13 protein-coding genes and 2 pseudogenes are annotated in these 25,119 nt (G+C 74.2%); 7 read left to right on the top strand and 8 right to left on the bottom strand.

Going from position 1 to position 25,119, the window contains the following annotated elements; genetic code table 11:
* The first annotated feature begins 312 nt into the window (after nt 1–312).
* The 3 genes from ACZ4Z1_RS19740 (at nt 313) to ACZ4Z1_RS19730 (ending at nt 13,222) form a co-directional block, all read left to right on the top strand.
* Complete coding sequence (locus ACZ4Z1_RS19740; protein ID WP_468487865.1) at nt 313–6,477, top strand: amino acid adenylation domain-containing protein; 6,165 nt, start codon at nt 313–315, stop codon at nt 6,475–6,477.
* A gap of 62 nt (nt 6,478–6,539) precedes the next feature.
* Nucleotides 6,540–12,227, top strand: a complete 5,688-nt coding sequence (locus ACZ4Z1_RS19735) for a condensation domain-containing protein (protein WP_468487864.1) — start codon at nt 6,540–6,542, stop codon at nt 12,225–12,227.
* The gene (locus tag ACZ4Z1_RS19730; RefSeq protein WP_468487863.1) at nt 12,224–13,222 is read left to right on the top strand and encodes a 3-oxoacyl-[acyl-carrier-protein] synthase III C-terminal domain-containing protein; all 999 of its coding nucleotides are present in this window, start codon (nt 12,224–12,226) and stop codon (nt 13,220–13,222) included. Before ACZ4Z1_RS19735 ends, ACZ4Z1_RS19730 begins: the two co-directional genes overlap by 4 nt.
* 184 nt (nt 13,223–13,406) lie before the next feature.
* Here ACZ4Z1_RS19730 and ACZ4Z1_RS19725 read toward each other — a convergent pair whose 3' ends face one another.
* The 3 genes from ACZ4Z1_RS19725 to ACZ4Z1_RS19715 form a co-directional block, all read right to left on the bottom strand.
* The gene (locus ACZ4Z1_RS19725) at nt 13,407–14,330 is read right to left on the bottom strand and encodes a GAF domain-containing protein (RefSeq protein WP_468487862.1); all 924 of its coding nucleotides are present in this window, start codon (nt 14,328–14,330) and stop codon (nt 13,407–13,409) included.
* A 764-nt stretch (nt 14,331–15,094) separates the two neighbouring features.
* On the bottom strand, nt 15,095–15,886 hold the full coding sequence (locus ACZ4Z1_RS19720; RefSeq protein WP_468487861.1) for a helix-turn-helix transcriptional regulator: 792 nt from the start codon (nt 15,884–15,886) through the stop codon (nt 15,095–15,097).
* Entirely contained in the window at nt 15,883–16,548 is a 666-nt protein-coding gene (locus ACZ4Z1_RS19715) for a hypothetical protein (protein WP_468487860.1), read from the bottom strand. The genes ACZ4Z1_RS19720 and ACZ4Z1_RS19715 overlap by 4 nt, the downstream gene beginning before the upstream one ends.
* Between ACZ4Z1_RS19715 and ACZ4Z1_RS19710 the strand changes: the two are divergent.
* The 3 genes and pseudogenes from ACZ4Z1_RS19710 to shc form a co-directional block, all read left to right on the top strand.
* Nucleotides 16,514–17,017: pseudogene (locus ACZ4Z1_RS19710) on the top strand (CD225/dispanin family protein); the annotation flags it as partial. The gene ACZ4Z1_RS19715 and the pseudogene ACZ4Z1_RS19710 sit on opposite strands and share 35 nt — an antisense overlap.
* A gap of 58 nt (nt 17,018–17,075) precedes the next feature.
* Nucleotides 17,076–17,315, top strand: a pseudogene (locus ACZ4Z1_RS19705) (DUF2752 domain-containing protein); the annotation flags it as partial.
* 233 nt (nt 17,316–17,548) lie between these two features.
* Nucleotides 17,549–19,540 (top strand): squalene--hopene cyclase, encoded by a 1,992-nt coding sequence (gene shc, locus ACZ4Z1_RS19700; protein ID WP_468487889.1) that lies wholly within the window; start codon nt 17,549–17,551, stop codon nt 19,538–19,540.
* 71 nt (nt 19,541–19,611) lie between these two features.
* On the opposite strand, the gene ACZ4Z1_RS19695 is transcribed toward shc, so the two are convergent.
* From ACZ4Z1_RS19695 to ACZ4Z1_RS19675, 5 genes are all read right to left on the bottom strand, one after another.
* Complete coding sequence (locus ACZ4Z1_RS19695) at nt 19,612–20,463, bottom strand: hypothetical protein (RefSeq protein ID WP_468487859.1); 852 nt, start codon at nt 20,461–20,463, stop codon at nt 19,612–19,614.
* Entirely contained in the window at nt 20,460–21,095 is a 636-nt protein-coding gene (locus ACZ4Z1_RS19690; protein ID WP_468487858.1) for an ATP-binding cassette domain-containing protein, read from the bottom strand. Before ACZ4Z1_RS19690 ends, ACZ4Z1_RS19695 begins: the two co-directional genes overlap by 4 nt.
* A 14-nt stretch (nt 21,096–21,109) precedes the next feature.
* The gene (locus tag ACZ4Z1_RS19685; protein WP_468487857.1) at nt 21,110–22,009 is read right to left on the bottom strand and encodes a UbiA family prenyltransferase; all 900 of its coding nucleotides are present in this window, start codon (nt 22,007–22,009) and stop codon (nt 21,110–21,112) included.
* Nucleotides 22,010–22,088: 79 nt separating this feature from the next.
* Nucleotides 22,089–23,156 carry a polyprenyl synthetase family protein gene (locus tag ACZ4Z1_RS19680; RefSeq protein ID WP_468487856.1) on the bottom strand — a complete coding sequence of 356 codons (1,068 nt, stop codon included), beginning with the start codon at nt 23,154–23,156 and terminating at the stop codon, nt 22,089–22,091.
* A 311-nt stretch (nt 23,157–23,467) separates the two neighbouring features.
* Entirely contained in the window at nt 23,468–24,535 is a 1,068-nt protein-coding gene (locus tag ACZ4Z1_RS19675; protein ID WP_468487855.1) for a type I phosphomannose isomerase catalytic subunit, read from the bottom strand.
* Between the two features lie 194 nt (nt 24,536–24,729).
* Between ACZ4Z1_RS19675 and ACZ4Z1_RS19670 the strand changes: the two genes are divergently transcribed.
* A complete protein-coding gene (locus tag ACZ4Z1_RS19670; RefSeq protein WP_361150475.1) occupies nt 24,730–24,903 on the top strand; it encodes a CsbD family protein in 174 nt (57 codons plus the stop codon).
* Nucleotides 24,904–25,119: the final 216 nt, after the last annotated feature.

Raw genomic sequence — 25,119 nt, 5'->3', positions numbered from 1 at the left:
GCCGCCGGGTGGCCACCGCCCCGGCCGCTGCGCCGCGTCCTGACCTGCGTACGGTGCGGCAGCCACCAGCAGGGGAGCATCGCCCCCGGGCCGGCGGCGCCGCGCACCCGCGCCGCCGTGGCCCTGGACGGCCGACCCGAACACACCGATTACACCCGGGAATTGCACAGTTGGACGTGCCCTTTCGCGGCACGGAGCTGGATAACATGACCGGCATGTCGTGCTGAGCGGACGCTGAGTGATGCGGGGGCCGCGCCCATGGGAAAGCCCGAATTGGCTGACATATGGCCGCTGACGGCCATACAGAAAGGCATGTTCTTCCATGCCGGATACGATCCGCAGGCCACCGATATCTACCGCAGTCAAACCGCCCTGGATTTCACCGGACCGGTCGACACGGACCTGCTGCGCTCCACCCTTCAGCAGCTCACCCGCAGGCACGCGCCCCTGCGGGCGGGATTCCGGACACTGGAGTCCGGCGAAACCGTGCAGTGCGTGCTGCGCGCGGTGGACATTCCCTGGACGGAAATCGACCTGAGCACGGCGGGCGAATCCCGGCTGCGTGAGGTGGCCGACCGTGAATGGCTGCGCCGTTTTGATCTCGCCGTCTCCCCGCTGATACGGGTAACGGTGCTACGGCGTGCTGCCGGCCGGTACCGCATTCTGCTGGGGCTGCACCACATTCTCTGTGACGGCTGGTCGCTCGCGACCCTCCTGGACGAATGGGCCACGCTGTACGAGCACGCGGGGGACACTGCCTGTCTGCCGCCCGTGACGCCGTACGCCGCCTACATGTCCTGGCTGGCCGCGCAGGACCGGGACGCCGCCCTCGCGGCCTGGCGGCAGGCGCTCGCGGACGTACGGCCCACGCTGGTCGCGGGCGCCCAGGGGGCCCGCGCGCCGGCGGACCCCGTCGAGATCCCGGTCGGTGTGGGCGCGGCGCTGAGCGCCGGACTGGAGCGCCGGGCGCGTACTCTCGGCGTGACGGTGAGCACGCTGGTGCGTGCCGCGTGGGGCATCCTGCTCGGCAGGCTGACCGGGCGCGACGACGTGGTGTTCGGCACGACGACCTCCGGCCGGCCGCCGGACGTGCCGGGCGTCGAGAGCATGGTCGGGATGTTCATCAACACGCTGCCCGTACGGGTGCGGTGGGGCGAGCGGGAGCCGCTGGACGGTTTCTTGCACCGGCTGGTCCGCGAGCAGGGAGCGCTTCTCGCCCACGAGCACATCGGCCTGGGGGAGTTGCACCAACTCGTGGGCGTACGCGAGCTGTTCGACACGCTGGTGGTCTGCCAGAACCTGCCGCGCGCGCTGCCGGCCCGGGACCTCGGCGGCGGCGTCCGGCTCGACCGGATCACCGGCCGGGCCGCGGCCCACTACCCCCTCGTCCTCAACGCGCTGTCCGACGACTTCCTGCTCACCTACCGGCCGGACCTGTTCGGCCGGGACGCGGCCGAGGCCGTGGCGGGCCGCCTGGTGCGGGTGCTGGAGCAGCTGGTGGGGGACGCCCCGGTCCGGCCGTCGGAGACCGACGCCCTGCTGGGCGGCGAACGGGAGCGGCTGACCTCGGGGGTGAACGTGGGGCCGCCCGGGACGGCGGGGGAGACGGTGACCGGCGCGTTCGCGCGGGTGGTGCAGCGCTGCCGGGACCAGGCCGCGGTCGTGGACGGGGACGCCGTTGTGACGTACGGGGAGCTGGACGGCCGGGCGGACGCCGTCGCCCGGTTCCTGCGGTCCCGCGGGGTGCGCGAGGGGGACCGGGTGGCGGTGCGGCTGCCCCGGTCCCCGGAACTGCCGGCCGTGCTCCTCGGCGCCCTGAAGGCGGGCGCGGCGTACGTGCCCGTCGACCCGGGCGGCCCGGTGAGGCGTACCGCCCTGATGACCGGGAACGCGGTACCGGCTTTCGAGGTGACCGAGGACGCCCTGGAGGAAGCGCTCTGCTTCCCGGGCGCGGGACCCGTGCCGGCCGCGGTGACGGCGGACTCGGCGTTCTCCGTGATGTACACCTCCGGGTCCACCGGGGTGCCCAAGGGCGTGACGGCGACCCACGGAAGCGTCGCGGCGCTGGCGGCGGATCCCTGCTGGGGCGGGTGCGCCACCGGCCGGATGCTCTTCCATGCCCCGCACACCTTCGACGCCTCCCTCCTGGAGGTCTGGGTGCCTCTGCTGAACGGCGGCTGTGTCGTCGTGGCCCCCGAGGGCGTCGCCGACTCCGATCTGCTGACGTCCCTGGTCGCCGGCGCCGGGCTGACCTCCGTCCACCTGACGGCCGGTCTGTTCCGGGCACTGGCGCAGGAGACCCCCGAGTGCCTGGCCGGTCTGCGGCATGTGCTCACCGGCGGCGACGTGGTGCCCGCCGAAGCCGTGGCACGTGTCGTCCGCGCCTGCCCTGACCTGGAGATCCGCCATCTGTACGGGCCGACGGAGGCCACCCTGTGCGCGACCGTGCACACCCTGCGGGCGGGCGCCCGGGTGCCGGACACGCTGCCGCTGGGCGGGCCGCGCGCCGGTGTCCGCCTGTACGTCCTGGACGGGATGCTGCGGCCGGTGCCGCCCGGTGTCCCGGGTGAGCTGTACCTCTCCGGCCTCGGCCTCGCGCGGGGCTACCTGAACCGGCCCGCGCTCACCGCGGAACGGTTCGTCGCCTGCCCCTACGGCGGACGCATGTACCGTACGGGCGATCTCGTCCGCTGGAACACGGACGGGCATCTGGAGTTCCTCGGCCGTACCGACCACCAGGTCAAGATCCGCGGCTACCGCGTCGAACCGGACGAGACGGCCGCCGTCCTGGCCCGCTGCCCCGAGGTCGCCCAGGCGGCAGTGACCGTACGGGAGGACACCCCCGGGCACAAGCGGCTGGTCGCGTACGTCGTGCCCGCGCACCCGGGGGCGCCGGTCGCGGACGCCGTCCGGCGGTTCGCGGCCGACCGCCTGCCGGAATACCTGCGGCCGTCGGTAACCGTCGTCATGGAACGGTTCCCGCTGACCCCGAACGGCAAGGTCGACCGGGCCGCGCTGCCCGCCCCCGACCCGGCCACGGCGGCCACCGGCGGCCCGGCGGCCACGCTCCAGGAGGAGATCCTCTGCTCCCTGTTCGCCCAGGTGCTGGAAGCTCCCCGGGTGCGCGCCGACGACAGTTTCGTGCGGCTCGGCGGCGATTCGCTGCTGGCGACCCGGCTGGTGAGCCGGATCCGCACGGTACTGGGCGTCGAGGTCTCCAACCGGATGCTCTTCGAGTGCCCGACCCCGGCCCTGCTGGCCCGGCGGCTGGACCGGCTCGGCGCGGCACGGCCGGCGGTGGCCGGGGCCGCGCGGCCCACGCCGCTGCCGATGTCCTCCGCTCAGCAGCGGATGTGGTTCCTCGACCGGCTGGAGGGCCCGGACAGCAGCAACAACATCACACTGTGCCTGCGGCTCGGCGGCGCCCTGGACGCGGCCGCCCTGGAGGCCGCCTGGCGTGACACGGCCGGGCGGCACGAGGTGCTGCGTACGGTCTACGGGGAGGCCGGCGGAGCGCCGTACCAGAAGGTTCTGGACGATGTCGCCGTACGGGTGCCGACGGTGGACGTGGCCGAGGAGCGGCTGCAGGACGCCCTCGCCACCGAGGCGGGCCGGAAATTCGACCTGGAGGCCGCGCCGCCGTGGCGCGTCACCCTGTTCGCGACCGGGCCCGGCGAGCACGTCCTGCTCGTCGTGCTGCACCACATCGCCGCCGACGGCTGGTCGCTGGGCGTCCTCACCCGCGACCTGTCGGCGGCGTACACGGCGCGCGCCGAAGGACGCGCGCCCGACTGGGCGCCCCTGCCCGTGCAGTACGCGGACTTCACCCTGTGGCAGCGGGAGCTCCTGAAGGACGAGGACAACCCGGAGAGCCTGTTCGGCAGCCAACTGGCGTACTGGACCGCGGCACTCACGGACCTGCCGGACGAACTGGACCTGCCCGCCGACCGGCCGCGCCCGGCGGTCGCGACCCACCGCGGCCGGACGGTGGCGACGGCCGCCCCGGCCCGGACCCACCAGCGGCTGCTGGAGATCGCCCGGGACTGCGGCGCGACCCTGTCGATGGTGACGCAGGCGGCGACGGCGGCACTGTTCTCCCGGCTCGGCGCGGGCGACGACATCCCCTTCGGCGTGCCGGTCGCGGGCCGGGTCGACGAAGCCCTCGACGACCTGGTGGGCTGCTTCCTCAACACCCTGGTCCTGCGCACGGACGTCAGCGGCAATCCGGCGTTCGCCGAGCTGGTGGCACGCGTACGCGAAGCCGACCTGGCCGCCTACACCCACCAGGACCTGCCCTTCGACCGCCTGGTGGAGGTGCTCGACCCCGGCCGGTCGCTGTCCCGGCAGGCGCTGCTGCCGCTCGGGTTCGCCTTCCAGAACGCCCCCGGCGCCGCGTTCTCCTTCGCCGGGCTGACCGCCGCGCCCGAGCCGTGCGCGGCCGCGTCGGCGCGGTTCGACCTGTCGGTCCTGATGCACGAGCAGCACGACGCGGACGGCGCTCCGGCGGGCCTCGCCTGCCACCTGGAGTACGCCACCGACCTGTTCGACGAGGACACCGTACGGGCCGTCGCCGACCGCCTGGTGCGCGTACTGGAGCAGGTCGCGGACGATCCGCGGGTACGGACCGGCGATCTCGACCTGCTGGACGAGACCGAACGGCACCTGGTCGTGGACGGGTGGAACGGCACCGCGCGGCCGGTCCCGGAGGGCACCGCGGCGGACCTCTTCCAGGCGCAGGCGGCGCGGACCCCGGACGCGGTGGCGGTCCGCTGCGGTCCCGAAGCCGTGTCGTACGCCGAACTGGACGCGCGCGCCAACCGGCTGGCGCGACACCTGGCCGGCTGCGGGGTGAACCGGGAGACCCTGGTGGGACTGTGCCTGCCACGCGGGGTGCACCTGATCGCGGGCCTCCTGGCCGTGTGGAGGGCCGGCGGCGCGTACGTACCACTGGACCCGCGGCTCCCTGCGGACCGGCTCGCCCGCCTGGCCGCCGACAGTGGCGCGGCCGTCGTCCTCGGCACGGCCGCCACACTGACCGGCCTGCCGCCGGGGCCGGCGCTCGCGGTGGCGCTGGACGAGGCGGCGGAGGCCATCGGGTCCGAGTCCGCCGCGCCGCTGGAAGCCCGTACCGTGCGCGGCCAGTTGGCGTGTGTGCTCCGTCCGGCGGAGACAGCGGGCGTGGCGGTGCCGCACGACGCCGTGGTGCATCTCGCCGAAGCGCTGCGGCCGGTGCTGGGCGCGGGCGAGGGCGTGGCCACGCTCCAGCTCGCGCCGTTCGACTCCGGTACGGCGCTGCTGGACACGGCGGTCACGCTGGCCGCCGGCGGCACTCTGGCGATCGCCACCGAGCGGGAGCGGAACGATCCGGAGGCGCTGGCCGCGTCGGCAGCGTACCGCGGCGCGAGCACGGTGAGCCTGACCCCGTCCCGGCTGGGGGACCTCGACCCGGCGGCCCTGCCGAGGGTACGGAACCTCGTCGTGAGCGGCGAGCGGCCGGCCACGGGAACGGCGAGCCGGTGGGCGGGGCGGGCGCGGGTGTGGCACACCCACGGCAGCCCCGAGACCACCATGATCAGTACGGCCGCGCGGGTGGCCCCGGGCACCGGCCCCCGGGACCGGCCGCCCTCGATCGGCCGCCCGGTCGGCACCGTCCGGGTGTTCGTGCTCGACCGCTTCCTGCGGCCGGTACCGGCCGGGGTGACCGGCGAGCTGTACACCGCCGGCACCGGACTGGCCCGCGGCTACGTGAACCGGCCGGCCGCGACCGCGGCACGCTTCGTGGCCTGCCCGTACGGCGGACGGATGTACCGCACCGGCGACCTCGTGCGGTGGACCGCCGACGGGGAACTGGAGCTCCTCGGCCGGGCCGGCGGCCGGACCGGAAGCCGCTCGCCGCGCGTCGAGCCGGCCGCGACCGAGGCGGCCCTCGCCGCACACCCGGCGGTGGCCCGGGCCGCGGTGACCGCCCGCGAGGACGGCGCCGGCGGCCGGCAGCTCATCGGCTACGTCGTCCCCGAGGAGCGGGACGGCCGCGGACCCGTCCCGGACGCGGACCCGCAGCTCCTGCGCGACCACGTCGCCCGCATCCTGCCCGGCCACCTCGTCCCGGCCGCGATCGTGCCGCTCGCCACGCTGCCCCTGACCCCGCAGGGCACGGTCGACCGGGCCGCCCTGCCCGCGCCGGACCGCGTCCGCCCGCCCGCCGACCGCGGCCCGCGCACCGCGACCGAACGCGCCGTCCACCGCATCTGGTGCGAGGTACTGGGGCGCCTGGAGTTCGGTATGCGCGAGAAGTTCTTCGACACCGGCGGAACCTCGCTGAAGCTCCTGGCCGTACGCAACGAACTCGTCCGGTACTGCGGCGCCGACCTGCCGGTCGCGCTGTTCTTCGAGCACTCGACCATCGAGGCGATGGCGGAGACGGTCGACCGGCGCCGCCTGCTCCCCGTCGACGACGACCACAGTCACGAGCTGTAGCCCAGGCCGGACCGGCCCCCCACCACCGCGGTCCCGGACCGCCGGAACATCGGAGAAGGCACATGAGGACAGGTGACGTCGCGATCATCGGGGCTGCCGGGATCTTTCCCGACGCGGCGGACGGGGAGACGTTCCACGACAATCTGCGCACCGGCCGCGACAGCGTCGGCCGGCCCGGCCCCCAGCGGCTGCGGCCCGGTGACGACCCCGCCGAACGCTATCTCGCCATGGGCTACCTGGACCGCGTCGACCTGTTCGACCACGAACTCTTCGGCATCCCGCGACGCGAGGCCGAGCTGATGGACCCGCACCAGCGGCTGCTGCTCCAACTCACCCACCAGGCCGTCGAATCCGCCGGATACGCCCCGGCCACCCTGCGCGGCTCGGCCACCGCGGTGCTCCTGGCGGCCGTGGAGACCGGCCCCGAGTGGTCGAAGGACGAGGACCGGGACGTGGTGGGCCTGCTCGGCACGTCCACGGCCGCGCTCGCCGCCCGCCTCAGCTACCTCTTCGACCTGCGGGGGCCCGCCCTGGTGGTGGACACCGCGTGCAGCAGCGGACTGACCGCACTGAGCCTCGCGGTCCGGCAACTGCGCAACGACGAGGCCCCGATGGCCATCGTCGGCGGCGTCAACCTCCTGCCGCCGCCGGTCCGCCGGGCCGACTGGACCCCGCTGCCGGGCCTGGAGTCGAGCGACGAGCGGTGCCGCCCCTTCGACGCAGGCGCCAACGGCATGACCGCGGGGGAGGGCGGCGGCGTCGTCGTACTGAAACCGCTGTCCGAGGCGGTGGCCGACGGCGACAACGTCCTGGCCGTCCTGAAGGGCGTCGCCGTCAACCACAACGGCTACCGCGCCGCCACCATGGCCGCGCCCAGCCAGGTCGCCCAGGCGGACGTGCTGACCGGGGCGTGGCGGGACGGGGACGTCGAGGCCCGCACGATCGGCTACGTCGAGTGCCACGGCTCCGGCACACCGCTCGGCGACGTCGTCGAGGTGGACGCGCTGCGCCGGGCGTTCGCCGACGCGGGCGTGACCGACCGGCAGTGCGCGATCAGCTCCGTCAAGGCCAACATCGGTCACCTGGGCAACGCCGCGGGCATCGCCGGCCTGTTCAAGGTCATGGCCGCGCTGCGCTACGGCACCCACTACCCGGCCGTCAACTTCACCGCCCCCAACCCGCTGATCGACTTCAGCGGCCCGGTGTACGTCAACGACGCGCCGCGCCCCTGGGAGACCGACGGGAACGCCGTACGCCGCGCCGGGCTGAGCAGTTGGGGCATGACCGGCACCAACGTGCACGTCGTACTGGAACAGGCCCCCGCCGCCCCCGCCTCCGGAGCCGCCGTGCCGGGCGCCGAGCTGGTCACGGTGTCCGCCCGGTCCGCCGGTGCCCTGGACCGCTACCGCACCCGGCTGGCCGCGTTCGCCGAACGCACCGGCCAGCCGCTGCGGTCCGTCGCGCACGCCCTGAACCGGGGCCGCGACGACCACCCGTACCGACTGGCCGTCACCGCCGGGACGACCGGCGAGCTGGCCGCCCGGCTGCGGGCCGCGGCCGTCCCCGAAACGCCCGTCGCCGACGCGCCGCGGCCGGTCCTGCTGTTCTCCGGGGACGCGCTCCTGGACGACGCGGTGTGGGCGCGGCTGCGCGCCCAGTTCCCCGTACCCGTCGAATGCGCGGAACTCGACGCCGCGACCCCGGACCCGGCCGGCCGGACCGTCGTACGGCAGTACGCGCTCTACCGGGTGGCCGAGTCGCTGGGGCTGGCGGACGTCAGCCTGATCGGCTCCGGGGCGGGCAACCTGGCCGTACGCGCCGTACGCGGAAAACTCACGCTCGCCGAAGCCGTCACCGAGGCGTGCGAGCGGCACCTGTCCGCGGTGCCCGACCGGGAGCGGCTGGAGCCGCTGGTGGCCGGGCTCGTCCGGGACGGCGCCCTGCTCGTGGAACTCGCCCCCGGCGGCGTCCTCGCACGCGAGATCGCCGCACTGGCCCCCGAACTGCCCACGGTGGACCTCGCCGGGGACGGAACCCTGGGCGGCGTCCTGGAACGCCTCGGCCTCCTGTACACGCTCGGCGCCGCCCTCGACTGGGAGCGCTACTACCGCGACACCACCGTCCGGCGCATCGAGGCACCGACGTACCCCTTCGAGCCGACCCGGCTGCGCTTCGGCCGGCCCGGCGCCGAGCGGCCCGACACCGACCGCCCGGCCGCGCCCTCCGGCCCGCGCGCCGTGGCGCCGCCCGGCCTCGCGGAGGCCGAACGGCGCGTCGCCGGGATCTGGGCGGACCTGCTCGACCAGCCCGACGCCGGCCCCGACTCGGACTACTTCATGCTCGGCGGCACCTCACTCGTCGGCGTCGGACTGCTCCGCCGCCTCCAGCAGGACTTCGGCGTGGAGGTCACCTTCGCCGATCTGTACGCCCACCCCACCGTCCGCGCCCTCGCCGGACGGCTCCGGGAGCTGGCGGCGGACGCCGGGACGGCCGGAGGGACCGGGGACGCCGGCGAACTCGAAGAGCAGGCCGACCGCCCGATTCCCCGCATCGGGCGGGACGGACCGCTGCCGCTGTCCTTCGGCCAGGAGCCCCTGTGGTACCTCGACCAGGTCAACCCGGGCAGCCCGCTCTACAACGTGCCCGCACCGATGCACCTGACCGGCCCGCTGGACGTGGCCGCCCTCCAGGACGCGCTGGCCGACATGGCCGGCCGCCACGAGGTGCTGCGCAGCGCCTTCCTGACCGACGAGAACAGCGCCCCGTACGTGGCGTTCACCGCCCCCGAACCGCTGCTGGCCGTCCTGGACGTCAGCCGGATGCCGCAGGAGCAGCGCGGCCCCCGCGTCCGCACCCTCATCCGGGACGCGGTCGCGCAGCCCTTCGACCTCACCCGGGACACCCTGCTCCGGGTCCTGCTGATCAAACGGGCCGAGGAGGACCACGTCCTCGTCCTGACGTTCCACCACACCGTCTTCGACGGCGGGTCCACCGCGCTGTTCTCCCGCGACCTCGCCGAGTTCTACCGGGCCCGGAGCACCGGCACCCCGGCCCGGCTGCCCGAACTGCCCGTCCAGTACCAGGACTACGCCGCCTGGCACCGCGCCCTGCCGGACGGGCGCAGGTGGCGGCGCAGCCTGGAGTTCTGGCGCGCGGAACTCGACGGCCTCAGCCGCCCGGAACTGCCGCTGGACCGGCCGCGCCCGGACGTCCAGTCGTACGAGGGCGAGGTGCTGCCCTTCCTCGTCGACGCCGCGACCGCCGAACAGGTGCGGGAGTACAGCCGCCACCACGGCGTCACCACCTTCGTCACCATGCTCGCCGCGCTCGACGCGCTGGTGCACCTGTGGTCGGGGCACCGCGACATCGTCATCGGCGTCGCCACCTCCGGGCGGGTGCACCCCGACGTCCAGGACGTCCTCGGGTACTTCAACAACCTTCCGCCGTTCCGCACCGACACCACCGCGGACCTGTCCTTCGCCGAGCTGGTCCGGCGGTGCGCGGGCACCGTCGCGGGCGTCCTGGACCACGAGGAGATCCCGGTCAGCCAGATCGTCACGGCCGGCGGCGCCCGGCGCGACATGGCCCGGCACCCGCTGTACGACGTGACGTACACCTACCAGAACGTGCCGCAGTACGAGGGCGGCATGGCCGGCGTGGAGATCAACCGGTACGCCGACACCGACGTCGGCGGGGTGGTGCCCGGCACCGCCAAGTTCGACCTCTCCTTCGGGATCGTGGATGCCGGAGCCGGGCCGATGATCGGCGAACTCGACTACGCGACCGCCCTCTTCGACCGGGCCACCGCCGACCGCCTGATCCAGTGGTTCCCCGAGCTGGTCGCGGCCGCCGTGGCGGACCCGGACCGGCCGATCGGCGAACTCGGACGGCAGCGGCCGGTACGGGCCACAAGGCAGGCAGGCGTGGATGCCGGGCGCGCGCAGCGGGCGGAGCCGCGCCCGGTGGCAGAACCGGTGCCCGAAAGCGGCACCGGAGCACCCGGCGGCGCGTTGGCCGTCCTGCGCAAGCTCTTCGGCGACCTGGTGGGCACGGACACGGTCGGCGCCGCCGACGACTTCTTCACCATCGGCGGGGACTCGGTGATGTCGATCCAGCTGGTGGCCCGCGCCCGCCGGGCCGGCGTGGTGATCACGCAGCGCGACGTCTTCGAGCAGCGGACGGCCGCGGCGATCGCGGCGGTGGCCCAAACCGCCCCCAGCCGCGCGGAGGTGGACGACGGCGCGGGCCGCGGCATACCGCTCACCCCGGTGATGCGCGAATTCGCCGAACGGGCGGGCATGCCGGCCCGGTTCACCCAGTCGGTGACCCTGGCGGTCCCCGCCGGCACCGACCGCGCCACCCTGACGGCCGCCTACCGGGCGGTGCTCGGCCGGCACGACATGCTCCGGTCCCGGCTGACGGGCGCGGAGGGCACCGACCCGGCCACCTGGTCCCTGACAGTGCGGGAACCCGACGCGGACGGCACGGGCGCCGAGATCCGCCGGGTCGACGCGGCGGGACTGGACGCGCGCGAACTCGACGCTCTCGTACAGCGCGAGAGCCGGTCGGCGTACGGGCGGCTCGATCCCCGGGCCGGCGTCATGACCCAGCTCGTCCTCCTCGACCGGGGAACCGCCGAGGAAGGCAGGCTGCTGTTCGCCGCCCACCACCTCGCGACCGACGTGCTGTCCTGGAAGGCCCTGCTGCACGACCTGGAAGCGGCGTACGACGCGCTCGCCGCGGGAGAGCCCGCGGCGCTCCCGCCGGTGCCGACCTCCTTCGGCCGGTGGGCACGGACCCTGGCGGAGTTCGCCACGACCCCGGCCTGGCAGGCCGAACTCCCGGTATGGCAGCGGATCCTCGCCCCCGGCGAACCGCTGCTCGGCGGCCGGCCCCTCGACCCGGACCGCGACGGCCCCGCACACGCCGGACGCGTGTCCGTACCGCTGCCGACCCCGGTGACCGCCGCGCTGCTCACCGCCGTACCGGCAGCCTTCTACTCCGGGACCGGCGACCTCCTGCTGGCCACCCTGGCCGCCGCGGTGGCCGAATGGCGGGCGGCGCGCGGCGAGGGCACCGGGCCGGTGCTGGTCGACGTGGAGGGCCACGGCCGAGAACCGCTCACCGAGGACATGGACCTGACCCGCACGGTGGGCTGGTTCACCTGCGCCTACCCCGTACGTCTGGACCCCGGCACGGTCGACCTGGCCGAGGTACGGGCCGGCGGGCCCGCCGCCGGACACCTCGTCAAACGGGTCAAGGAACAGCTCGGCGTCGTCCCCGGCAACGGCCTGGGCTACGGAGCGCTGCGCTACCTCGGCCCCGGCACGGGCAGCGCACTGGCCGGACTGGCCGCCCCGTCGATCGGGTTCAACTACCTGGGCGCCCTCGTCGGCGGCGCGACCGGCCCGGACGGTGCGGCACGGGACGGCGCGGCCGGCGGCTGGCACATGCTCCACCTCGGCGGCGAAGTCGCCGAGAGCGTGCTCCCCGGCCACGCGCTGGAGGCGTCCGGAACCGTCGTCGACGGCGCGGACGGGCCCGAACTGCACCTCGCCGTGGCGTGCTCGCGCAACCTCGTCGACGCGCACGCGGCCCGCGAACTGTGCCAGGGCTGGGCCGCCCTGCTGACCGGACTGGCGGCGTACACGGACCGGCCCGGCGCGGGCGGCCACGTGCCGTCGGACTTCCCCCTGGTCGCACTGAGCCAGCACCAGATCGAACAGCTGGAAGCGGGGATCGGGGAATGACCATCGCCCTGCACGCCACGGCCACCCACCTGCCGGGCCGGACCGCCCTGGCCGGCCTGCCGGAACTGGCCGCGCTCAGCGACCCGGAACGGGCCGCCTGCCTGGCCCTCGGCATCGAGCGGGTGGCCGTCGGCGACGGCCTGTCCGCGGTGGACCTGGCGGCCCGGGCCGGGCGGCAGGCCCTCGCCACGGCGGGGCTCGCCCCGGACCGGCTGGACGGCCTGATCATGATCGAGCCCCGGGCCCCGGAGGCGTTCGCCACCTCCGAGGCGACCCGGCTGCAGGCGCTCCTCGGCGCCGAGCGGGCCTGGGCGTTCTCGGTGGGCGGCCTGGGCTGCGCCTCGGTCGTGCCCGCCCTGCTCACCGCGGCCGGGCGGCTCGCCACCGACCCGGCCGCCGCGCACATCCTCGTCGTGCACGGCAGCAAGCCGGTCGCCTCCCGCCGCTACCGGCACCCGGTCACCGTCAACGGCGACAGCGGCCAGGCGGTCCTGGTCTCCCGGGACGGACCGCTGCGCGTGCGCGACAACCTGCTGGAGACCAGCGGCGAGTACTGGAACCTGTTCCACGTCGATTACCGGGGCCGGGAACCGGACCAGTGGCGCGAGGAGTGCACCGACCTCCCCACGTACGCGTTCCGGCTCGCCGTCGAGTCCAGGAAGCGCGTCGCGGCGCTGACCCGCCGACTGCTGGAGCGCAACGGCGTGGACCGGGACGAGGTCTCCTGCTACATCGGGCAGAACCTGTCGATGGCCGCCCTGCGGATCGTCGCCGAGTCGCTGGACGTGAAACTCTCCGACGCGTGCGCCGACAACCTGCGGGACAACGGCCACCTCGGCCCCAACGACGCCCTGCTCAACCTCGCCACCGCCATGGACCGCGGCCAGCTGCCCGAAGGCGGCCTCGCCGTCGTACTCAACATGAGCCCGGCGGCGGCGTGGAGCGCGATGCTCGTCGAACGCGGCGCCGGGGAGGGCGGTGCCGTCTGCCTCTGACCGGCCCCGGGCACGTCCGAAGGCCCGCGGAGGCCGCACCGTCGACCTGGCCGACCCGGCTCGGAGCGCGGCGTTCGGGGGCGGCCGCCCGTACGACGGGCGTCCGGGCCGGGACGGGCCCGGAGGCGGGCGCGCTCTCCCTGCGCCCGCCCTCGGCTGACGCCGACGTCCCGGAACAGCGCACCTAGTCCGTGAGCCGCCGCGTCGGATCGGCCTGCAGGGCCTTGCCGCGCCGGTGGAGGTCTTCCAGGGCCTCCAGCAGGACCGTGTGGCGGTGCCACTCCAGCCACCGGCCGGCCTGGGCGGCCAGCCCGTCCAAGGCGCTGGCCTGAGAGCGGGTCAGGGCCTGGTGGGGGCGGGGGAGGTGGAGGGAGAACACGCCGACGGTGCGGCCCGCGGACGAGAGCATCGGCATGCTGTGTGCGGTGCGGCTGCCGACCGACAGGATCATTTCGCGGGCGGGATCGCTGACCGCCGGATCGGTGGCGATGTCCGAGGCGACGCGGACCCGGCGCCGGGCGGCCAGGGAGCAGGCCGTGCCCTCCTCGACCACGGCGAAGAAGTCCAGGAACTCCTCGCTGAGCCCGCTGTGGTGCTCCATCCGCAGCCCGATGGGCGGCTCCAGCGTCTGCAGGTCGCCCATCGGGGCGTCGGTGCACGCCAGCGCCTGGTGGAGCACCTGCTTCAGGACGGTGCTGCGGTTGACCGTGCCGGGCCGGTGGCCGGGCAGGAAGCGGAGCGGGGGAGCGGTGCGGCCGGTACGGCCGGGGAACCACAGGCCCCGTTCGTCGTCGGGGCGGGGGACGGAGACCACGGCGGACGCCAGGTTGCGCAGTTTCAGGTTGTGCTGCTGCGAGCAGCGCTTCATCAGCTCGAACGCGGTCTGCGCGTCCGGCAGCCGGTAGCGTTCCTGGAGCAGCCCCTGCGCCTGGGATATCAGCGGGTGCGCGAGCAGCTTGCCGCGCAGGTCCCGTACTTCCCGGCGGAGCCGGTCGAGCTCCGCCTGCGCGTCGCCCCGGGGCCCGTGGGCCGGGGCGCCGCCGGCGTCCGGCGGTACGGCGGCCGTGTCCGCCTCGTGCGCCGCCGGCGGGTCCACTGGCTCTTGCATGGCAATTCTCTCCCTGATCAGGCCGTTCACCGGGGCGCGGCGAGCCGTCGGAGGGGGCGGCGGCCCGTCGGCACCTCGGCCTGTGCGAACCTAACCCATCCCCCGCGGTGGCCTCGCAGGGCGCGGGCCTTCCGAGCCTTCTGTGGCAGGGCTCACTCAGCCGCCGGGGCTTCCCGGACGGACGTACCGTGCACCGTCCGCAGGTCGCGTACCTCGCAGCCGGCCGACGTTCCGCGTACGGCAGCTTCCCCTCTCCGAGGCCGACGTAGACGTGGTCCCGTTCCACCGCCGCGTCGAACCACGGCTCGACCGGCTCGTCGCGCGGCAGGATCTCCGACCGGAACCGGCCGGTCACCCAGCCCGCGATGAACTCGACGGCACCGCAGGGGTAGTCCTCGTGGTCGCCGTCGTGCGACCAGATGACCACCGGCCAGGTGTCGGGAGCAATGTCGCGTAGTGGGCCGAAAATCTCCAGCAGGTCCGCCGTGAGCCGCACGGGGTTGTCCGCCCCGAACGGTGAGCACGGATCGATCACCGCGCAGAAGCCGCCGCGGCCGTAGGTGGCGATCAGCTCCTTGAAGCCGGCCGGCAGGCGGGTGCCGAGCGCGGCCTCGGCCGCCGCCCAGTCGCCGTGGCCGTCCACCGGCGCGGGCGGCGGAGGCACCCGCCGGACCAGTTCTGCCAGGATGGTGGGGGCTGTGCTCATGTCCGCAGCCCAGATACCGCCCAGAGGACCGCTGACGGCCACCCCCGCGCGGCCGGCCTCAGTCCACCAGTTCACCGGACGCCATCAGCCGCGTCAGCTCGGTCCGGGAGCGGACACCCAGTTTGTGGTAGACGCGGGTGAGGTGCGCCTCGACCGTCTTGCGGGAGACGAACAAGGAGACCGCCGCCTCGGTGTTGTTCAGGCCGCGGGCCACCGCGCGGGCCACCTGGAACTCCTGCGGCGTCAGCTGCTCCCAGGCCCCGTCCGGCGCGGCCGGCGACGCCAACGTGACGCCGGTGGCGGCCAGTTCACCGGCGGCGCGCCGCGCCCACGGCAGCGCGCCCAGGCTCTCGAAGCGCGCCAGCGCCGAGGTGAGCGGGGCGCGGGCGGCGGCGGGGTGGCGGTAGCGGCGCAGTAGCTCCGCCTCGCACAGCAGCGTACGGGCCTGCTCGAACGGCTCCCGGACGCGCTCGTGCGCCGCGAGCGCGGTGGCGAACGCGGCCCGCGCCGCCTCGTGCGACGCGGCCAGCAGGCCCCGGCAGCGGGCGGCGGCGGCCTCCGCGGCCGCCAGCCCGGTGGCCCGCGCCCGTTCCTCCAGCCAGTCCGCGACCTCCGCGGCGCGCGCGGTGTTGCCCGTCCGCAGCTGCGCCTCGGCGAGGTCGGCGGCGCACGGCACGACCAGCGGATTGCCCACCCCCTGCGCGGTGACCAGCGCGAAGCTCTGTTCCAGTTGGTCGGCGGCGGCGCAGTGGTCGCCGTGCGCGAGCGCCGCCAGCCCCAGCGCGGCGGTCAGGTACATCTCCAGGCAGCCGATGCCGTACCCGCCGACCTCCCGCCGGGCGCGGCTCACCTGTTCCTCGCACCGCACCCGGTCGCCGCGCAGCGCGTCCAGCCGCGCGCCAGGCAGGCCAGGCTGTAGCCGACGCAGGAGATCTGGCCCAGCTCCGCCGACCAGTGCAGCGCCTCGGTGGCGTCGCCGTACCCGGCGTTCCAGTGGCCGACGCGGGCCTCCAGGTCGCTGCGTACGGCCAGGGTGAACGGCAGGACGCCGGGCGCGCTGTGCCGGCGGGCCGACTCCACGGCGGAGTTGAGCAGCCGGCGGCTGCGGTCGCGGTCCTCGACCCAGTTCCACGCCTGCCCGGCCAGCGCGTACAGCTGCTGATTGCGTACCGGATCGCCGGTGCAGTGCCCGTCGGCGGCGGCCAGCATGGCCACACCCCGGCCGATCTGCCCGGAGAGCGTCAGCGCCGACCCGAGCAGGGCCATGCTCAGCCAGCGGTCCGGCCCCGACTCGGAGGCCAGGCGGAACGAGTCCTCGGCGATCCGCACGGCGGATGCCACCCGGCCGTCCATGCTGGCGGGCACCACCGCCTCCGCGAGCAGGACACACGCCCGTACGGCGTCGGTGCGGCGGATGTTCCGCGCGGCCTCGACGAGGAGTTCGTAGGCGCGTGCGGGCTCGCCGTTCCAGGTGTGGATGCGCCCCAACAGCAGCTCGGTGTCGGCGCGCACGGCGGGCTCCGTCGTCGTACGCAGTGCCTCCTCGCACCACCGGGAACTGGACGCCGAGCCGCCCAGGAACGCGTCGGACGCGGCTCGGTGCAGCAGGTCCGCGCGCGCCGCCCGGTCCCCGGTCAGCTCCGCGGCGCGCCGCCAGGCCAGCGCGGACTCCTCGAACGCGCTGCGCCGGCGGGCCTCTTCCGCGGCCTCCGACAGGGCGGCGGCGGCCCGTTCGTCGGGGCCGGTGGCGGCCGCCGCCCGGTACCACGCGTGCAGCGGCCCGCTGGTGACCTCGGCGAGGGCGCCGAACGCGGCGCCGGTGGGCCAGCGGCGCCCGCCCGAGCACCAGCGGACGCCGCCGGAGCACCAGGCCCAGTACGCCCCCGGGCACCAGCAGCACGCGAAGCCGCCGCAGAACTACCTCGTCCCGGCAATCCTGGTGACGCTCTTCTGCTTCCTGCCCACCGGCATCGCGGCCATCGTCTTCGCTACCGCGCGACCCCGAAACGCCAGGGCACTACCCGACCTGCCCGTTCCGCTCCCTGACCGGCCTGTCCTGCCCCGGCTGCGGCACCCTGCGGGCGCTGCACGACCTCACCCAGGGCGACATGGCCGCCGCCCTGGCCCACAACGCCCTCTTCGTCATCGCCCTGCCCCTGGCCCTGTGCTCCTGGCTGCGTGCGGTCCGGGGCCGGCCACCCCTGCTGACCTCGGCATGGGCCGGCGTGACCGCCGTGGCCGTACTGCTCCTCTGGGGCGTACTGCGCAACTGCGTATGACCCGTGGGCCGGGCAACCCGGCACCCTGCGTGGGGCAGACAGGTGATATCCCGCGCACCTGGTGCGACCGCTCAGGGATGTGGGCAGCTTCCTGGTACGCGGCCCTTGAGGCGGGGACGCGCTGTGCCGCCTGGTGCCCCGCGCGGCGTTCCGGCTTCGCGTACTCCCGCCGTGGGCGGCGCCCGCCGATGCCGCCGCAGCGACCCCGGACCCCAGCGAGGTGCAGGAGCCCCATGACGACGACAGCCGACGACGCGCCGAAAGAGACGAGCCCGCTCCCGGCAGGGGAGGCGGGCATCACTTTCGCCTGCCCCCCGTCCGACGCGACGGAGGAAGCGGCTCAGCGCGCGGTGCTGCGGGCCACGGACCATTTGCTGGCCCGGCAGCACCCCGAGGGCTGGTGGGAGGGGGACTTCACCACGGACGTGAGCTACGACGCCCACGACCTGTTCCTGCGGCACCTGCTGGGCGTCCTGGACGAGCGGGTGGCCGCCGCGAGCGGCCGGTGGCTCCGTTCGCAGCAGAGCGCTGACGGCTCCTGGCCCCTCGTCTTCGACGGGGCCGGCCACCTGGGCACCACCGTCCAGGCGTACGTGGCGCTCCGGCTCGCCGGACACCGCCCGGACGAGGAGCACATGTCCCGGTGCGCGGCCTGGGTACGCGAGCAGGGCGGCATCGCGGCGGCCCCGCTGGAACCCCGCGTATGGCTCGCCATGCTCGGCCTGGAGAGCTGGGACGACCTTCCCGAGGTCCCGCCGGAGATCATCGCCCTGCCCAAGTGGGCACCGCTGAGCATCTACACCTTCGGCTTCGTGATGCGCCAGGCGCTCGTGGCCCTCAGCATCATCAGCGCGCACCGCTTCGTGCGGCCCGTCCCCTTCGGCACCGACGAACTCCTCGCCGCCTCCGACGGCACCGGCACCGGCGCCGACCGTACGCCGGCGCCGGTCGCCAGTTGGGAGAGCTTCTTCCGGCGCGCGAACACCGCGCTGCGCGCCGGCCGCAGGATCATCCCCGGCCCGGTGCGCAGGATCGCGACGAACGCGGGTGCCCGCTGGCTGCTCGAACGGCAGGAGGCGGACGGCAGCTGGGGAGCGTGCACCCCCATCACCACATGGGTGGTCCTCGCCCTGCACCTGCACGGCTACCCGTCGGACCATCCGGTGCTCAAGGCCGCACTCGGCTTCCTGGACGACAGCGCCTCCTGGCCCGAGAACGACGTACGGAAACTGCGGACCGTGCACAGCCCGGTCTGGGACACCTGCCTGTCGACCACCGCACTGCGCGACGCCGGGCTGCCCGCCGGCCACCCCGCGCTGGTCAAGGCCGCCGACTGGCTGCTCACCCGGCAGACCGACCGGCCCGGCGACTGGGCCGTACGACGGCCCCACCTCGCTCCCGGCGGATGGTCCTTCCAGTTCCACAACCAGAACTACCCCGACCTCGACGACACCTCCGAGACGGTCCTCGCGCTGCTCCGCGTCGACCACCCCGAACCGGCACGCCTCGACGACGCCGTTCGCAGGGCGGCGCGCTGGAGCGCGGGGATGCAGAGCCGAAACGGCGGGTGGGGGGCCTTCGACGCCGACAACACCAGCACCCTGCCCAGCAAGCTCCCCTTCTTCGACTTCGGCGAGTACTGCGCCGACCGCCCGACCGCCGACGTCACGGCCCACATGGTGGAGATGCTGGCAGCCCTCGGCATGGAGCGCGCCCCCGCCACCCGGCGCGCCGTGCGCTGGCTGCTCGGGCAGCAGGAGGACAGCGGGGCGTGGTCCGGGCGCTGGGGAGTCAACCACGTCTACGGCACCGGCTGCGTCCTCCCCGCCCTCGCCGCCGCCGGAACGCCCTGCGACCACCCCGCCGTCCGGCGCGCCGTCACCTGGCTGACGTCGGTACAGAACGAGGACGGCGGCTGGGGCGAGGACTGGGAGTCGTACGCCGACCCGGCGCTCCTCGGGCGCGGCCCCTCCACCCCGTCACAGACCGCCTGGGCGCTGCTCGGGCTGCTCGCCGCGGGAGAACGCGACAGCGACGCGGTGCGCTCCGCGGTACACCGGCTCACCGGACAGCAGACGGACGACGGCACCTGGGAAGAACCCCATTTCACCGGCGTACTCGTCCCCCGCGCCGTGGCGTGCCGATACGACTACTACCGGCACGTCTTCCCCCTCATGGCCCTGGGCCGCTACGTCCGGCACCGGGGCCGGGAAGACGCCCGCTGAGGGGGCCCGATAAGTCGCGGCCCCCGCCCGTAGGACGCCCCCTGTTGTTCATCTGGTCCGTCGGACCGCCCCTAACGGGACCGCCGTACTCCGCTCCGTACGGCTGCCTCCGGTGGCCCCGCCGCGGTCGCCGGTGTGGGGGCCCCGGTGGTCGCGGCGGCGGCGCCCGCGCAGTGGGAGCGGGTGCGGACGTGGAAGACGAGCAGGGCCAGGACGCTGGTCGCGGCGGACCAGGCGAGTGAGAACAGGCCGTACGACCAGGGGGTGCGGGACGTGAACGCCGCGGCCAGCGCCAGCTGGTTCGCGCCGTACAGGGGCAGTGCTTCGAGGCCGGACAGGTCGACCACGGTGAAGACCGGGTTCTGCAGGCCGGTGTCGACCAGGCTCAGCATGATGACGAGGAAGAAGCCCTCCAGCTCACCGCGGACCAGCGATCCCAGCAGCAGGCCGATGCCGCCGTACGCGAGACCGGCGCCGAGGAGGCCCAGGGTCAGCGGGCCCCACTGCCGTACGGGCACCGAGGCCCACAGTACGGACACGGTGTACAGCGCCAGCAGCGTGGTGATGAGGGCGACCGCGGCGACCTTCGCCAGCAGCATCGGGAGGCGGGGGTAGCCGGCCAGCAGCAGCCGGCGGTCCATCTCCCCGGCCTTGTAGGTCTCCATGAACGTCACGAACCCGGTGACCAGGGTGACGGCGGCGAGCGCGTTGACGATCTGGCTGATGTCGCTCGCCCGCGAGACGGCGTCCGTGCCGAGGGAGCCGAGGGGGAAGCGCACCGCCCGGTCCGAAGCGCACAGGCGGGCCACGGCGATCCACGCGGGGATGAAGGCGACCGCCAGGAGCAGCGCCATGCGGTTGCGCACCTGGCCGAGCAGCGTGCAGCGCAGCATCTCGGCGAACGCCGCCGGGTACGGCCTCACCGGACCGGCTCCTCGACGTCCAGACGGCCCTCGCGCAAGTGGCCGATCGCGTCGAAGTGGTGCAGGTCGTGCAGGAGGTGCGAGACCACGACGATCGACCGGCCCGCGTCGCGCAGGCTCGCGGCCAGCGCCCAGAAGCGCTGGTGGGTGTCCCAGTCGAACCCTTGGTACGGCTCGTCCAGCACCAGCAGCTGCGGATCGTGCATCAAGGCGACCAGCAGGTTCAGCTTCTGCCGCGTCCCTCCGCTGAGCTCCCCGGTCCGCTGCCGCCCGCAGTCGGCGAACGCCAGCACGTCCATCAGCTCGTGGGCCCGCGTCAGGTCCGGCAGCCGGTAGGCCACCTGGAACAGCCGCAGGTGCTGCAGGACGGTGAACGAGTCGTTGAGCACGGCGCGCTGCGGGCAGTACCCCACCGCGCCGGTACGCGCCACCGTGCCCCGGTCGGGGGTCAGCTGCCCCACCGCGATGCGCAGCAGCGTGCTCTTGCCCGCGCCGTTCTCGCCGACGACACCGACCAGCGCCCCGGGCGGTACGTCGAGGTCGGCGCCGCACAGGACCTGTCTGCGTCCGTACGCCTTCCACACGCCGTCGATCCGCAGCCGTGACTGCCGTTGCGTGGCCTCTGGAGGCACGTCGGGCCCCTTCGTCAGCGAAGTGTGTAGATGGAGGCGGCCAGGGCGAAGGTGTACCACTGCTCGACCAGGCGGTAGCTGCGCTGGTCGTGCTCCGGGCCGCGCAGGAGCAGCACCCGGGCCGCCAGCAGCAGGCTCAGGCCGCCCAGGAACACGTCGGTGGCGACGATCCACCAGTGCGGGCCGGCGGGTGCCATCAGGAAGTAGTGGATGAACACGGGGCCGACGGCGAAGCCGGCGCACAGGAAGATCCGGGTGGGCAGCTCGCCGAAGACCAGCGGCATGGTGGAGCGGCGGACCGCGCGGTCGCCGTGCATGTCGCGCAGGTCCTGGACGGACATCAGGAAGGTCACCGTGACCGTCAGCGTCACGATCCAGCGCCAGGCGTCCGGTGTGAGCGCCGTGACGATCTCCCACGCGGCCATCAGCTGGGCGATGACCCCGATCCCGGCGTACAGGTTTCTGCCCAGCCAGTGGCGGCCCCAGCCGTACTCGTGCTGGAGCAGGGAGAGGATCTGCCACATCAGCGCCCACTTCAGGACGCCCAGGCAGTAGCCGTACACGGGAAAGGCGATCCGCACGGCGATCAGGCGCAGCTGGGCGCCGCGGATGGTGCTCTCGCCGGTGACCAGCGGCCGGTAGGGCTTGTTGTGGCGGTCCTCCTCGACGCCGACCAGCTGGTTGGCCAGGGTGTGCTCGTAGATGAACAGCCAGAAGTACAGCGCTCCCAGGGCAGCGGTGACCGCGGCCGCGCCCAGGGGCAGCCGCGCGTGGACGGTGGCCGCCACGACGAAGCAGGTGGCGGGGAAGACCGTGGTCCAGCGGTCGACGCGGATGAACAGCCAGCTCAGGCGGATCTCTCGCCAGACGGACTGTGTCACCGTCGTGGGAGCGCTCGTCGTCGGGGTCGTCATGGGGCGGCTCCGTACTGGTCGGGCAGCGGTTCCCGGTCCGTTCGTTCCGCGGTGCCGTGGCCGGACGGGGCCGTCCGGCTCACGCCGCGCGGTGGACGGCCGCCTCCGCGACGGCCTTGAGCGTGCGGACCGCGTCCGGGGTGAACGGCGCGGTGTCCAGGACGTCCAGGGCCCGCCGGTAGCGCTCCTCGATCATCTGCTCGACGGTGGACCGGGCCCCGGTGCTCGTGAGGATTTCGCGGACCTCGGCGGCTTCCGGTTCGCCCAGTTCGGGGGCGCCGATCAGCGCGCGCAGCCGGCGGGCCTGCGCGGGGGCGGCGGCCCGCAGGGCGCGGACGATGAGACTGGTGCACTTGCCCTCACGCAGGTCGTCCAGGCGGGACTTGCCCATCCGGTCCGGGTCGCCGAACACCCCGAGCACGTCGTCCCGGAGCTGGAACGCCTCGCCGAGGGGCACTCCGTAGGCGCTGCAGGCGTCCATGACCCGCTGGTCCGCGCCGGCGAGGGCGGCACCGACCTGGAGGGGCCGTTCGATGGTGTACTTGGCCGTCTTGTAGCGGACGACGGTCAGCGCGGTCTCCATGCTCACGTCGAGGTCGCCGGTGGTGAGCAGGTCCAGGTGCTGGCCGGCGATCAGTTCGGCCCGCGCGAGGTCCACGACGCGCAGCACGGCGACGCGGTGGGCGTCGGGCATGGGCGTGGTGTGCAGCAGTTCGTCGGACCAGACGAGGGCGAGGTCGCCCACCAGGATGGCGCCGCTGGTGCCGAAACGGTCCGCCATGTCGGGCAGGGGGTGGCGCTCGGCCAGCAGCCGGTGGACCGAGGGACGCCCGCGCCGGCTGTCGGCCGCGTCCATGATGTCGTCGTGCACGAGGGCGCAGGCGTGTGCCAGTTCGATGGAGGCGGCCAGCCGGACGGCCCCCGCGGGGTCTCCCTCGCCGCCCGCCGCGCGCCATCCGGCCACGCACAGCAGCGGGCGGACCCGCTTCCCGCCGTCGATGAAGTCCCGCAGCAGAAGCACGAGCGCCGACTGGCCGGGGACCTCTGCGCTCTGCGCTCTTTCGGTCAGGAACGAACACAGCAGGTCGTCGATGGCGGCGCGGGGAGCGAAGAAGTCGGACTCCAGCGGAAGCGTTTCAGTACGCATCGGAAGGGCGCGTCCCAGGTCCGAGGGCCGGCTCGGATGTCGCCGGGCCGGGCGGCCGGGGGCTCCGTGGGCCCTCCGGGCCCTCGGATCTGCTGCGGACGTGGTTCGGCAGGGTCAGGGCCGGCGGGTTCTCGGCCGGCCAGTCATGCTTTTTGTGCATTCATCCGATCCTTCGGTCGTCATGCGCCCATGCCTTCGCGCGAAAGGGGGCATAGTTGATGTACACCGAAGTTCACGGCGAAACGCCATACGCGGGAGTTTTATACCTGTTTGTAGTAAGCGTTCGGCGGGCGGGACCGCCGGTTGCTCGGCTAGCCGAGGCCCTCGCCCAGTGCTGCGATCGCCTCGGGGCGATGGCCCGCCGCGCGGAGCGGGGCCCGGACGTCGTGTTCCAGGTCGGGGAGGTAGCCGAGGAGTACGTCGGCGGGGCCGTGGATACGGACGCCGGAGGCCGAGGCGGCGGGCAGCAGGAGCGTTTCGGCCGGGTCGAGGGTCTCCCGTACCGGTCCGCACGTCACCTCCGTCGCGGCACCGATGTTGCTGAGCACCACACACGTGTCGAACGCCGGAACGGCGGTGCCCGGCGCCCGTACCCGCCAGTTCTCCAGCGCGAAGTACGGCCCGGCGCAGAGCATCCGGCGCTCCACGCCACCCTCCGCCGGCAGCCGCAGCCCCGTGTGGAAGTCCGGCCGGTGCTCCGGCTTCCATTCGCACAGCAGGGCCTCGACGTTGGCCCGCCACTGGTCGTCGTCGATCGGCGCACCGTCCTCCATGCGGTGACGCATCGCGTGCTGTTGCAGGTCGGAGGTCTGCTCGATCTCGTAGACGAGGGTGTCGGGCCCGAAGCTGTGCGGGGTGCCGCCCGGCACGTACAGCGTCTGGCCCGCGCGTACGGGCAGGCGCCGCAGGACGGCGTCGAAGTCCTGGTCGAGCAGCGCCTGCCGCAGCCGGTCGTGGTCCACGCCGGGCCGTACGCCGGCCAGCGCCGTGGTGCCGGGCGGCGCGTACAGGATGTGCCAGGCCTCCGTCTTCCCGTTCGGCTCGCCCGCCCGCTCGCGGGCCGCCGTGTCGTCGGGGTGCAGATGCACCGGAAGCGGCCGGTGCGCGTCGATGAACTTGGTCAGCAGCGGGAACCGGGGGCCGCGCCAGCCGCGCCCGACCAGTTCGTCGGGGTGGCTCAGGGCCAGCTCGCGCAGGGTGTGGCCGGCCAGCGACCCGTTCAGGACGTGCGAGTGCTCACCCTCGACATCGCTGACCTCCCACGTCTCCGCCACCGGCCCGTCGGGCAGCCCGGTCCGGCCCAGCCGTTCGGCGACGGCCCGGCCGCCGAAGACGTGCTGCTTGACCGGTGTGGTCAGCCGTAGCGGATACCAGTTCATCGTCCGAGTACACCCCTGCGTTCCGCCGGTCCGGATTCATTACTCCGACCACTGGCGCGCCCCGGGCCCGGCCGCACGGCGTGCGCGGTGGCGCGCGATTTCCCTCCGTACGGAAATCCGTCCGTTTACCGGCCGGGTGCACGGGCACGCGAATGACTGTCAAGGAAACGGCTCGACCGAAAAGGAGCGCGACCATGACCGCCGACAAGAAGGCTTCCACCAAGGCCGAGCGCGCCAAGGGCGCGGTGAAGGAGAACGTCGGCCGTGCGGTCGGCAACGAACGCATGACGGCGGAGGGCCGCGCGGAACGTGCGAAGGGCGACGTGCGCGAGGCCGGCGAGAAGGCCAAGGACGCTTTCAAGCGGTGATGTCCTCAGGGTGACCCAAGTGTGACCCTGCCCTTCCGTGCAGGTGCCTGATGCGCCCCTTTGTGCCCCCTGTACGGCCCGCTGGAAATGTACGCGTATTCAGCGGACCCGTGCGCATCAGAATTCCGGGCGGTGGGGGGGGGGGGGGGGGGGGGGGGGGGGGGGGGGGGGGGGGGGGGGGGGGGGGGGGAGGGGGAGAATGGGGTGGAGGGGAGG

The organism is Streptomyces sp. NPDC030165 (genome assembly GCF_055573595.1).
Note: the sequence above shows the minus strand (reverse complement) of the source record. Positions and strands in the feature narration are given on the sequence as shown.

Coding starts and splice junctions, on each gene's coding strand:
- ACZ4Z1_RS19740 (WP_468487865.1), top strand. CDS start 313: ATGTTCTTCCATGCCGGATACGATCCGCAGGCCACCGATATCTACCGC.
- ACZ4Z1_RS19735 (WP_468487864.1), top strand. CDS start 6,540: ATGAGGACAGGTGACGTCGCGATCATCGGGGCTGCCGGGATCTTTCCC.
- ACZ4Z1_RS19730 (WP_468487863.1), top strand. CDS start 12,224: ATGACCATCGCCCTGCACGCCACGGCCACCCACCTGCCGGGCCGGACC.
- ACZ4Z1_RS19725 (WP_468487862.1), bottom strand. CDS start 14,330: ATGCAAGAGCCAGTGGACCCGCCGGCGGCGCACGAGGCGGACACGGCC.
- shc (WP_468487889.1), top strand. CDS start 17,549: ATGACGACGACAGCCGACGACGCGCCGAAAGAGACGAGCCCGCTCCCG.
- ACZ4Z1_RS19685 (WP_468487857.1), bottom strand. CDS start 22,009: ATGACGACCCCGACGACGAGCGCTCCCACGACGGTGACACAGTCCGTC.
- ACZ4Z1_RS19680 (WP_468487856.1), bottom strand. CDS start 23,156: ATGCGTACTGAAACGCTTCCGCTGGAGTCCGACTTCTTCGCTCCCCGC.
- ACZ4Z1_RS19675 (WP_468487855.1), bottom strand. CDS start 24,535: ATGAACTGGTATCCGCTACGGCTGACCACACCGGTCAAGCAGCACGTC.
- ACZ4Z1_RS19670 (WP_361150475.1), top strand. CDS start 24,730: ATGACCGCCGACAAGAAGGCTTCCACCAAGGCCGAGCGCGCCAAGGGC.